Source organism: Sphingomonas sp. (assembly GCF_039594485.1).
Taxonomy (GTDB): domain Bacteria; phylum Pseudomonadota; class Alphaproteobacteria; order Sphingomonadales; family Sphingomonadaceae; genus Sphingomonas.
Genome location: NZ_JBCNNI010000061.1, coordinates 1 through 10,370 on the forward strand (window position 1 = coordinate 1; position 10,370 = coordinate 10,370).

The window sequence follows — 10,370 nt, forward strand, 5'->3', positions numbered from 1 at the left end:
TTGAACGCCGGGCTGTGGTTCCGGCGCGGTCGCTTGCTCATCTTGCCTCCTGCTCGCGGCCACCATGGCCGCTGTCAGATCGACAATCCACTTATCCACGCTGTTCAAATTCCCCGAGCCACCTCTCACCCCCCCGGTGTGCTGGTCGAGGGTGCGGAGGAGGATGATACGATCGACGTCCAGCTCGTCGGTCGCACTGCGCCGCTCCGGATACTGCTCAAGCCGCGGCTTGCGGCCAAGCTCCAAATCAGCACCGCAGGCCGGACCAGCTTCGCCAGCGTTGGTGCGGAATGGCGCCAGCATGTCTTTCATGGCCGCGTTTACGGTCAGATCGGCATCGGTGTGACCGTGATCGACGGCTATCGCTTCACGCCCGACCCGTTCGCTCCCGGATTGTCGCGCGAAGAGGCATGGCGACGCTACGACATTTATCGGCGACGCACCTCTTTCGGCTCGCGGGTCCTATTTAACCCCAACGCATCGCTGGGCGTGCGCGTCGACCGCCGCTGGGCGATCGAGTTGGCATGGGAGCATTTCAGTCACCGCCAGACCTTCAGCGAGACAAACCCCGGAATCGATAATGTCGGCTTACGGGTAGTGCGTGTATTGGGCTCACGCCCCTGATCCTCCTTGCCGGCCTCTTCGCCGTCCAGTCGGCATCGTCCCCCGTTGCAGAAGACGAAGTCGTCGTAACCGCCAGGCGTATCGAGCGGCTGAAGCGCCTGAGCGTATCGATCAAGCATGATAGGACAACGGACGCCTACCGCTGCATTGTCAAACGCCGAAGCGGTGACCCATCACTCGACCGCATTGTATGTGATGCGGCCCTCGCTTGCGCCCCGAAGGTTCAATCGCGAGAAGAAGCTCACGCCTGCATGGCTCCGACGATGGATGCACTGGTTGCCAGAGGCACGCAGTGGCGGGCGGGAGCGGACAGGGAAACTCGGTAGCGAGCGTGTTTGCTCGAGGGGTTTCCTAGTAGGCGCTGCCATTCTCAATTTTCCTTCCCAATCGGGAAGACCGCTTTTTGCGCGAGCCCCATGTCGGGCCTCCATACGGCCATCGATGGCGATTATGTCGCTGCATGGATGCTGCCTTACCGCGATGCTCGAAATCACGCGTGAGCCAGTTTTACGAGAACGGGTCACCGGCACGCTAGACACTCTTGCAGCAGGATAAAGACCTACCGGGCGACGATCGAATCGCGAGCGTGAGAGAGCCAGCGCGCTTAATGAACGGCAGGAGCTGGGAAGCCAAAAAGCGTCCATGTGAATGGAGGCTAGTGAGACACAGGCCCTAATCCATCGACAGGCCATGCGTAGCGCCTGCTGCGTGACTGGCGTTGGGGCGCTCCCCGCGAACGACGACAATGCTGCCGACCACAATCAGCATTCCGCCCAGCAGGACTGGCCATCCCACCGGATCGCCGAACAGGCCGATGCCGAGCGTAGCACCGACCAACGGCTCGATGTTTATGAACACCCCTGCACTGGCACTATCGACGCGGGCAGCGCCATACTGCCACGCAGCTGTGGCCAGGAAGGTAGAGAGGAGACCCTGCCCGATGATCCCGCTCCAGGCGACAGGGCTAAGCGCGAGTGGGGGCGCACCATGGAGCAGAAGAGCGATCGGCAGCACGGTGAACGTCGCAACGACCAATGTAACGGCAGGCACAGCCATCGCCGATCGCGTCGCAGGCACGCGCTTCAACGCTAGCAGCCACGCCAGGAAGATCAGTAGCGATGCCAATGAAAGAGCGATGCCGATCGCCGTGCCGGCACCGCCAGGCTTGCCGGCGATCAGAGCCGCGCCGCCCGTCGCCGCGACGACGCCGATCCACGACACGCGCGTGACACGTTCGCCCATCAGATACGCCGAGACTGCGATCAGCGCGGGCATCGCTCCGACCAACAGGGCAGCAAGAGTGACGGTGACCCCGGCCAACCCTTCGAACTGGATCACGAAGGCCAATCCGTAAAGCGCCCCCGCCAGCAGCACCGGCGGCGAACGAAACAGCGCACGTGCATCCTGCGTGGCAAGGGCGAACGGACAAGCGACCACGCTGGCAACGATGAAGCGGAGCAGCACCATATGCGCTGGATCGATTTCGCGCAGGGCTAACTTGCCGAGCGGAAAGCCCAGCCCCCAGGCAAGTCCCGCCACAGCGAGAGCAAGAAAGGCAAGACGATTCATGCTGTCTCGGTGCCGTATTCGGCGGCTTTTGGCGATAGGCGATTGTGGCTGAGCTGCGAACGGCTTCCACAATTGCGGCGCGGGTAGGTCGTACAGATTTTTGCCCGGTTGGAACGCTCTTTGCCATTCCCGCCAAATTGTGTTATTGTGATAACACACCTGGTCTTTGCCTGGTGTATCATCCCACATCGGAGATCGTCATCATGCCCCACCCTGCCCGGGTGCTGGAGCGGGCGGACGTGCGTCGTTTGCTCGACGCCGTCAGCCAGCACCGGCACGCGCTGCGCGACCGTGCGCTTGTGTTGTTGAGTTTCAAGGCGGGCCTACGCGCCTGCGAGATGTCAGGCCTCGACTGGTCGATGCTCCTGACCCCCAAGGGTGGTATCGCCGACCAGCTCTATATCGCGGCCAGCATCGCCAAGAATGCCGCCGCCAGGCGGGTGCCGGTGCATCCTGATCTGGCCTATGCCCTGCTGGCGCTGCATCGCTCGCATGACCGGCCCCGCGCTGGCCCCGTCATCCGCTCGGAACGCGGGTGTCACATGACCCCGCGCAGCATCGTCAACTGGTATGCCCGGCTATACGACCGGGTGGGCCTGGACGGCTGCTCGTCGCATTCCGGCAGGCGCACCTTCATCACCCGGTCGGCACGGTTGCTGGCGCGTACCGGCGGGTCGCTGCGCGATGTCCAGGAACTGGCGGGCCACCGCCGCCTGACGACCACCGAGCGCTATATCGAGGGCGACCGCGCCGCCCAGCATAGGCTGATCCGCCTCGTCTGAGGCGAAGCCCCCTTCCCCCTTCACAATCTGGCTTATTGGAGAATTCGCATGACCGCGAAGGATGACGCACGTCCCCAGAACAGCGCTGCCAACCCCGTTACCGTCTTGAACGATGCCTTTCGGCGCAACCCCAGCAGGGGTGCGATGGTCGCCACCGCTGGCGTCATAGGCCTGGGCGCAGGTGCCCTGCCCGCCATCATCGAGATGGTGCGGGCGTTCGATGCCTTTACCCCAGACAATGACCCCTATGGCGAGCACGATTTCGGTGTGCTCGAATGGCAGGGCCATAAGCTGTTCTGGAAGATCGACTGTTTCGACAAAGCCATGGTGTTTGGCTCACCCGATGCGGGTGATCCGGATGTCACCACCCGGGTGCTGACCATCATGCTGGCGGAGGAATGGTAATGGCCAGCCCCCTGCCCCGCCCACCCTGGCGACAGGGCCAGCTTGACGGCCTGTGCGGGCTCTATGCCGCCATTAACGCGCTGGCCTATGTGCTGGCCCCTGTCGTCACCGTCGACCGGCGCTGGGCGGCGCGGCTGTTCAAACACGGGTTGGCGCATATCGCCGAGCATGTGCCGCTGACCACCGCAGTGCGTGATGGTATCGACCCCGAGCCATGGGTCGCGCTGGTCTCCCATCTGGCCGAGCATGTCGCAGCCAAGCTCGATGTGTCGATCATCGTCACCCTGCCCTTTGCGGACAACGCCAAGGTGGGCCGCGACGAATGGCTTGATGCTGCCCGCTCCACCCTCGAGGCCGGTGACGCGCTGCTGTTGCTGCTGGCGGGCGAGCACCGCCACTACACCATGGCGGCCCAGCTGACGCCGCGCCTGCTCGGGCTGCACGACAGCTCGGGCCTGCAACACCTGCAGCTGTCGGCCACCGGCATGGGTGCGTCCAAGCGCCGCCACCGTATCCAGGCGGAGTGGACCATCGTGCTGGCCTCGCGCCAACACCGGGTCCGCGAGCGGCCTGGCTGAGCCTGCGCCTTCCCTTTTCTCACTCGTGAACATTCGACCCGAATGTCACCAGTTGGGGCACACCACAGATACCCGGTGCAGCCACCGCTTCTTGCTTTGCCATAGGCAGGCCGGTAGCACCGTGATTGCGCTGCGTGAAAGCCGCAGCGTGGGGCGTGGAAACCTCAGTCCAGTGAACTCGGTCGCCAAGTTAGGGGGCCGGGTGGCATGCGCGCATGTCCAGTCGGCTTCTGGCCGATAAAGGCGCATGCGCCTGATCACTGACCAGGTTTCCAACATCCGGCTTCGGCCGTCGCCCCGAGAGGACATAGGGGTGACGCGAGCGTCGAAGCCAGTGCCACCCCCTTTGCAACGGGGGAATGATCATGAACCTATTCCGTTACCGCGCCAGGCAGGTACGCCGGGTTGCCGTCTGCGCAGCTGCGCTCGGCGCCGCACTCGCCGGCACGGCTGCTGACACAAAGACGGCCAAGCGCCGCGCGCCCGCCATTTCCGCCGCCCAGGCCAGAGCCGACTACCAACAGCTCGAGGTCATGCCACATAAACAGCTGGCCGACCGCTGGCGGCAATGCGCCGATGCCCAGGGAGCAGCGATCCTTGAGAAGGGTCAAAGCGATGTGGATGCCGTGAGCAGCATCACTAGCCACTGCGCCCTGCAATTATCCGACCTGCGGGCTTCGCTGCAGCTTGTGCTGACAGCCCCCCGTGCAGAAAAAGTGTTAGCGACGCTTCAAAATGCGCTCAGCGAAAAGCTTGGAACGACCTTCTTCTCGTCTCGCTACGATACAATTCAAGCGGCAGGGCCGCGTACGCTGGGTGACTGGCAACTCTTCCCGCTCCGCCCAGACATGTGCCTCGCGTCTTACATCCCACCCGACAGGCAGAGCTATATTCAGCTCGTGCGGTGGGACAGTCCTGCCAAGCTTATTGTCAAAGTCAAAACCGGTCAGTCCGTCACCAAAGGTCAAGGCCGCATCATGTTCGGCGTGGAGGGCCTTTGGGGCACCATATCGCATCAGGTAGATGCATCATGGATGCCCGTTGACCAGGGTATCCAATGGGAAATCGACCTCGACTTCGACCAATATGAGGCCCTGACCGAAACGCGCCATCTGACCATAGGTCAGGGCCAAACAACATACCACGTCGTCTTTCCTCCCATGGGGAGTGAGGCCTGGGGCTTCATCCAAGACTGCGGCAATCCGCCCCTTGAGGGGGAACTGTAACGGCACGCCGCTGCGGGCAAGGCCCTATCGGTTCGCTTCCACGGCATCGACCGACCGTCTCCCATCCCCCGGTCCTTTGTCTCTTCTGGAAAGGCACATTCATGCCCCGACGTCATCTCGGCTGGGCGACCAGCCTCGTGTTGCTGGCTGCTGCCCCAGCAGCCTATGCCCAATACACCACGACAAACCCGCAGACGGTGACTGATACCGGCCGCCTGTTCAACGATCCCTTCCGCCCGCTGACCCGGGGCTGGATGATGTGCGTTTCGATCGAAGGCGTACGCCTCATCGAAGCAGGCCAGACCGACCTGGCTGCCGCGCAGCCGGCGCGCATGGCCTGTACGCGCGAATGGGCAAATCTGCGCGGTGTGGTCGGCAAAGCCATTGGCCTGCCCCGTGCCGACCGCGCGTTGGGGCAGCTGTTCGAGAGCTTCAAGCTCAAGCTGCGGGGCGACTATCTGGCCAGCCGCGTGGCTGCGATCGATGCGGATGGCCCCCTCACCCTGGGGTCATGGGCCATGTACCCCATCCGCCGCGGCATCTGCTATGTCCGCACGCGGTCGTCAGACCGGCGCTATGAGTACAAGCTTGGGCGCACGGACGGTGATCCTACCCTGCTCATCACCGGTCATAGCCGGAATTCGGTAACGCAGGGCGAAACCCGCGCCACCCTCGACATCATCAGCCCAGACGCCACCATGTCTCGCGCGGTCGACATCAGCTGGAAGCCCGTCGGCTCGGATATCCAGTGGCAGATCCCTCTGGGTGACAATCAGCTGACCGCTTTGACCCGGGCGACGAGCATTGCCTTGCGCTCGGGCGGTACCGTCAACCGCTTTCCCTTTCCCGACCTCCCCATGTCGGCGCGCGACTTTATCAGCAACTGCCCGGCGCCTCTGCCCCGGCACTAGCAGTCCATACCGACAGTGCCTGGCGCGACCGACCACCCACCGTCTCCCATCCTCCAGCTCCCTACCTGAAAGACACGCCCCTATGTCCAAAGCCATCATCATGCTGGGCGCAGGTCTCATCCTGCTGCCTGGCTGCAAGCCTGCCGCCAATGACGCCAATGCGCTCCTCAAGGCCGGTGACGCGCGCATTTGCGTGGCGCCGGAAGTCGAAGACACGTTACGCGAGATGATCGCGCCTAAGCCTGATCTGGCCAAAGCCTATTCGGTCACCTTCAGCAACGCCACGCTGGAGAGCTATGATCCGCAGGTCCATAAGGCCCTGTGCAACACCAGCGTGACGGTTAAGGGCCCCGGCGGACCGCTGATCGACCATGCCCCGCTCAACATCTCCGTCTCGCCCTCGGCACGTGACGACGGGCAGTTTCTCGTCACCGCCCAAGGCGTTGATGCCTATCACCAGCAGCTGGTCGACGATAATGCCGAACGGGCCGAACGGGCAGCGTCCGAGGAAGCCGACAAGGTCGCCGAAGAAAAGCTGACCGCACTGGTTAAACCCGGTTGGCTGATAGGGCGTTGGGTTGGTGCCAAAGCTGGCAGCGATGCCTGCTCACAAAAAGGCTATTTCGGCTTCATCAAAGGCGGCGTCGCAGACTTTGGCGACGGTGCCAGCTTCCGCTGGACGATGCAGGGCCGCCGGGTCAGCATGATTGGTGCGACCGGCAGTTGGTCGTTTGATATCACAGACGCCGACACTAACACCATGTCCACGCTCTACAACGCTAACGACACGCAGGACTTCCGACGCTGCACCCCCAGCGAAATCCAGGCCGCCGGTCAGCCCGATCCCGAAACCGATATGACGCCATCCGAAGACACATCTAGCGGCGACACACCTATGCCAAGCATGGGATAGTTGCGTTTGGACCCAGTGCACGAAGCCGCTGCGCGGCAGTGTCGTCGGTGGTGAGGTAGCGCATCGGCGCGGAGGTTTGGCCCTGCGGCAGCGGAGGCGGACGATGGGGTTCCTTCAACAAGAGGAACCCTGCCATGACGATGTCACCGACCACACCACCCGTCACCCCGCTGCGCCAGCGGATGCTCGACGACATGGCGATGCGCGCGATGAAGACGCGGGCACAGCACGACTATGTTCGACACGTTCGCGCCTTCGCGGCGTTCCTGCGGCGCTCGCCGGATACCGCGACCGCAGAGGATGTGCGCCGCTTCCAGGTTCACCAGCGCGAGCACGGCACCAGCGAGTCCGTCATCGGCGCCACGGTGTCGGCACTGCGCTTCCTGTTCGGGGTGACGCTGGACCGCCCGGATCTATCGCGCAAGCTCGTGCTGGCGCCGCGCCCGCGCAAGCTGCCCGACGTGCTGAGCGTCAATGAGGTCGCGCGGCTGCTGGAGGCGGCACCGGGCATCAAGTACCGCGCGGCGCTCGGCGTGGCATACGGCGCCGGCCTGCGCGTGTCGGAGGTCGCGCACCTCAGGACCGACGACATCGACAGCAAGCGCATGCTCATCCGCATCGAAGAGGGGAAAGGCCGCAAGGACCGCAATGCCATGCTGTCGCCGCAACTGCTTGAACTGCTCAGACTATGGTGGCGCGAAGGCAAGCGGCACAGCGTCCTGTTGCCGCACGGCTGGCTGTTCCCCGGGCGCAGCTACACCGACCCGATCTCGACCCGGCAGCTTCACCGCGCGGTCTGCGAAGCGGCCGAGGCGGCGGGCATCCGCAAGCGCGTCAGCCCGCACACGCTGCGGCACAGTTTCGCCACGCATCTGCTCGAACAGGACGTCGACATCCGCGTCATCCAGGTCCTGCTCGGGCACAGCAAGCTGGAGACCACCGCGCTCTACACCAAGGTCGCCACCCGCACGATCCGCGCGGTGACCGGGCCGCTCGACCAGCTGATGGCGCTGATGGAGGGCAGGACGCCCGCCGGGTGACGCCCGCGTGCGCGCCTCGCTGGAGGTCGCCGACATCTTCCGCGCTGCCGGTCCCACGTACCGGGCGACCCGCGCCGGGCATCTGAGCCTCGACCAGCTCAAGGTCATGTCGGCGATAGAGACCTGCCGCATCGCCGTCATGGGCGGGCATGTCGAGGCCTGCACCGACTGCGGACACTGGCGGCTCGGGGTAAGCGCAGCCAGTGCAGTGAGGTGGGCGGCACTTCAGCGTGATCAGGGAAAGCCAGCGGCCAAGCCGCAGGGCGGTGACACGCGCTCGGCCGCGACCGAAGCCAAGGTGGCACGCATCTGGGCGTTGTACGAGGCGGCCCCCGACATCACGCTTGCCGAGTTGCGCGCGGCGTTGGCCGCCGAGGGGATCGCAGGTCGCAGTATCGACGTTGTGGCGTTTCTTCGCCCGCCACGGGCAAAAGACCGGCCATGCGAGCGAGCAGGACCGCCCCCGATGTCCTGAGCGCACGTGAGGCCTGGTTTGATGGCCAACTCGACCTCGATCCCGAAACACTCGTCTTCGTCGATGAAGCGGGTGCCAGCACGAAGATGTCGCGCCGCTACGGACGCGCCCTACGCGGCGAACGGCTGCGCATGGCGGTGCCGCACGGACACTGGATGACGACCACCTTTGTCGGCGGCTTGCGGCTCTCGGGCATGACCGCACCGCTCGTCATTGACGGACCGATGGCCAGGGCATGGTTCGAGGCCTGGGTCGCCCAGGCGCTTGCCCCGACGCTGAAACCCGGCGGCATCGTTATCCTGGACAACCTGCCCGCTCACAAGAGCATCGCGGCGCGTGAGGCGATCGTGTTTGATCCCAGGCTTTGATGGTGCATTATTCACGAGCGAGTGGAAGGATGCACTATGGGCCAGATACTCCATGGGAGCGCCACGACGACTGAGGCGGGCCCCCCTATTAACGTTCCGGTCGGGGATGCGGGCGGGATGACGGTAGCACGGGATACGTCGCTGTCGGTTCGAGCGAACCGTTTTCGTCCGTTTCGTGCTGCGAGACGTTCCCGCCAGGCGCAGCTATCCCATGGCGGCACGTCGTTCGTGGAAGATCAGGCGGTCGATATTGTAGGCCAGGTTGGCGAGGCCGACCTTCACCTCGGCGCGGGCGATACCGATGGTGCGGATGAACAGCCCCATCTGGTCCTTTTGCCGGGCAAAGACGTGCTCGATGCGAGAGCGCACGGCAGAGCGCTTCGCGTTGGCCGCAGCGGTGCGTGGCGACATCGGCTTGCCCCGGGGCTTCTTGCGGTGGATGCGACTGACCCGGCCCATCGATCTCAACCAGGCCTCGTTGGCGCGGCTGCGATACGCCGTATCCGCCCAGACGTCGGAGGCGGTGTTGTCGCGGGTCACCACGTCACGCAGCATCCGCCCGTCGAAGCGCGCGCCATCGGTGACCTTGCCGCGTCGGATAAAGCCGTAGCGCCGGCAGATCGCGATGCTGCTCTTGTAGCCGAAGCTGGGGATGGCGATGTCGACCCCCGGCCGTCCATCGGGCAGCGTTCGGGCCTTGGCGAACTTCAGTGTCCAGCGCGCATCGGTATCCTTTTGCGCTGCTCTCGCCGGCTCGTCCGGCCAGATCTGCGCGGCGGTTCTCCCGCCCTTGATCGCGTCCCGCTCGGCTGCGGTATTGCGCTGTTTGGGGGCGGCCACCAGCGTGGCGTCGACGATCTGGCCTCCCATGGGCAGATACCCCCGCTCGCGTAAGGACCGGTCAAAGGCCGCGAACAGCGTGTCGATCGCGCCGGCGCGCGTCAGCTTCTCGCGGAACAGCCGGATCGTGTTCTCGTCGGGCGTGGCCGCGCCAAGGTCAAACCCCAGGAACCGCAGCCAGCTCAGCCGGTCGCGGATCAGGAATTCCATGCGCGCGTCGCTCACTGTGTTCTGCGCGGCCAGGACCAAGATCTTGAACATCGCCACCGGGTCATAGGACGGGCGACCACCCTTCGCCCCGTCGCCATAGGCCAGCGCCTTCTCCAGCCCGGCCCGGAACAGCTCGAAATCCACCACCCGCGCCATCGTCTCAAGCGGATCGCCGCAGTCCGACAGCCGCTTCAACTGCTCCGATAAACCGAACAATCCTGCCTGACGCATCCGCCGCCTCCTGCCTTCAGGCACAGTGAATCATTTTCGATCGGTTCATGCCAGGGTTATTGGGGGTGCCCAGGCAGTCCGTCGAGCGATACAGCATAGTCAAGAGAGCCTGAGGGCGTTGGCGGAGCGCCATGGCGTCAATCAGAAGACCATCGCCAAGTGGAAGAGGCGCCGATCGACGGCTGACCTTCCCACGGG

Annotated in this window: 11 protein-coding genes and 2 pseudogenes; 11 read left to right on the plus strand and 2 right to left on the minus strand. The window is 64.3% G+C overall.

What is annotated here, in order from left to right:
- Entirely contained in the window at positions 1-624 is a 624-nt protein-coding gene (locus ABDV78_RS18775) for an acyloxyacyl hydrolase (protein WP_343528985.1), read from the plus strand.
- 672 nt (positions 625-1,296) lie between these two features.
- On the opposite strand, the gene ABDV78_RS18780 is transcribed toward ABDV78_RS18775, so the two are convergent.
- On the minus strand, positions 1,297-2,193 hold the full coding sequence (locus ABDV78_RS18780) for a DMT family transporter (RefSeq protein WP_343528986.1): 897 nt from the start codon (positions 2,191-2,193) through the stop codon (positions 1,297-1,299).
- Between the two features lie 203 nt (positions 2,194-2,396).
- On the opposite strand from ABDV78_RS18780, the gene ABDV78_RS18785 reads away from it, so the two are divergent.
- From ABDV78_RS18785 to ABDV78_RS18825, 9 genes and pseudogenes are all read left to right on the plus strand, one after another.
- Positions 2,397-2,975, plus strand: coding sequence for a site-specific integrase (locus tag ABDV78_RS18785; RefSeq protein ID WP_343528987.1), 579 nt, complete (start codon positions 2,397-2,399; stop codon positions 2,973-2,975).
- A 48-nt stretch (positions 2,976-3,023) separates the two neighbouring features.
- Positions 3,024-3,380 carry a DUF3768 domain-containing protein gene (locus tag ABDV78_RS18790; RefSeq protein WP_343528988.1) on the plus strand — a complete coding sequence of 119 codons (357 nt, stop codon included), beginning with the start codon at positions 3,024-3,026 and terminating at the stop codon, positions 3,378-3,380.
- Complete coding sequence (locus ABDV78_RS18795) at positions 3,374-3,958, plus strand: hypothetical protein (RefSeq protein WP_343528989.1); 585 nt, start codon at positions 3,374-3,376, stop codon at positions 3,956-3,958. Before ABDV78_RS18790 ends, ABDV78_RS18795 begins: the two co-directional genes overlap by 7 nt.
- A gap of 365 nt (positions 3,959-4,323) precedes the next feature.
- Positions 4,324-5,184, plus strand: a complete 861-nt coding sequence (locus ABDV78_RS18800; protein ID WP_343528990.1) for a hypothetical protein — start codon at positions 4,324-4,326, stop codon at positions 5,182-5,184.
- 101 nt (positions 5,185-5,285) lie between these two features.
- The gene (locus tag ABDV78_RS18805) at positions 5,286-6,095 is read left to right on the plus strand and encodes a hypothetical protein (RefSeq protein WP_343528991.1); all 810 of its coding nucleotides are present in this window, start codon (positions 5,286-5,288) and stop codon (positions 6,093-6,095) included.
- An 82-nt stretch (positions 6,096-6,177) separates the two neighbouring features.
- Positions 6,178-7,008, plus strand: a complete 831-nt coding sequence (locus ABDV78_RS18810) for a hypothetical protein (RefSeq protein ID WP_343528992.1) — start codon at positions 6,178-6,180, stop codon at positions 7,006-7,008.
- 134 nt (positions 7,009-7,142) lie between these two features.
- Positions 7,143-8,048: a tyrosine-type recombinase/integrase gene (locus ABDV78_RS18815; RefSeq protein WP_343528993.1), complete on the plus strand. Its 906-nt coding sequence runs from the start codon at positions 7,143-7,145 to the stop codon at positions 8,046-8,048.
- A gap of 7 nt (positions 8,049-8,055) precedes the next feature.
- Positions 8,056-8,247, plus strand: a pseudogene (locus ABDV78_RS18820) (transposase zinc-binding domain-containing protein); the annotation flags it as partial.
- 235 nt (positions 8,248-8,482) lie between these two features.
- Positions 8,483-8,870, plus strand: a pseudogene (locus ABDV78_RS18825) (transposase); the annotation flags it as partial.
- Positions 8,871-9,095: 225 nt separating this feature from the next.
- Here the strand turns inward: ABDV78_RS18825 and ABDV78_RS18830 are convergent.
- Positions 9,096-10,172, minus strand: coding sequence for an IS5 family transposase (locus tag ABDV78_RS18830; RefSeq protein ID WP_343528994.1), 1,077 nt, complete (start codon positions 10,170-10,172; stop codon positions 9,096-9,098).
- 25 nt (positions 10,173-10,197) lie between these two features.
- Between ABDV78_RS18830 and ABDV78_RS18835 the strand changes: the two genes are divergently transcribed.
- Positions 10,198-10,370: helix-turn-helix domain-containing protein (locus tag ABDV78_RS18835; RefSeq protein ID WP_343528995.1), on the plus strand; the 173-nt coding region annotated here is incomplete at its 3' end.

What these genes read in the sequence shown, in the direction of transcription:
- ABDV78_RS18815 (WP_343528993.1), top strand. Translation starts at nt 7,143, where the DNA reads ATGACGATGTCACCGACCACACCACCCGTCACCCCGCTGCGCCAGCGG.
- ABDV78_RS18800 (WP_343528990.1), top strand. Translation starts at nt 4,324, where the DNA reads ATGAACCTATTCCGTTACCGCGCCAGGCAGGTACGCCGGGTTGCCGTC.
- ABDV78_RS18810 (WP_343528992.1), top strand. Translation starts at nt 6,178, where the DNA reads ATGTCCAAAGCCATCATCATGCTGGGCGCAGGTCTCATCCTGCTGCCT.
- ABDV78_RS18830 (WP_343528994.1), bottom strand. Translation starts at nt 10,172, where the DNA reads ATGCGTCAGGCAGGATTGTTCGGTTTATCGGAGCAGTTGAAGCGGCTG.
- ABDV78_RS18780 (WP_343528986.1), bottom strand. Translation starts at nt 2,193, where the DNA reads ATGAATCGTCTTGCCTTTCTTGCTCTCGCTGTGGCGGGACTTGCCTGG.
- ABDV78_RS18790 (WP_343528988.1), top strand. Translation starts at nt 3,024, where the DNA reads ATGACCGCGAAGGATGACGCACGTCCCCAGAACAGCGCTGCCAACCCC.
- ABDV78_RS18805 (WP_343528991.1), top strand. Translation starts at nt 5,286, where the DNA reads ATGCCCCGACGTCATCTCGGCTGGGCGACCAGCCTCGTGTTGCTGGCT.
- ABDV78_RS18795 (WP_343528989.1), top strand. Translation starts at nt 3,374, where the DNA reads ATGGTAATGGCCAGCCCCCTGCCCCGCCCACCCTGGCGACAGGGCCAG.
- ABDV78_RS18785 (WP_343528987.1), top strand. Translation starts at nt 2,397, where the DNA reads ATGCCCCACCCTGCCCGGGTGCTGGAGCGGGCGGACGTGCGTCGTTTG.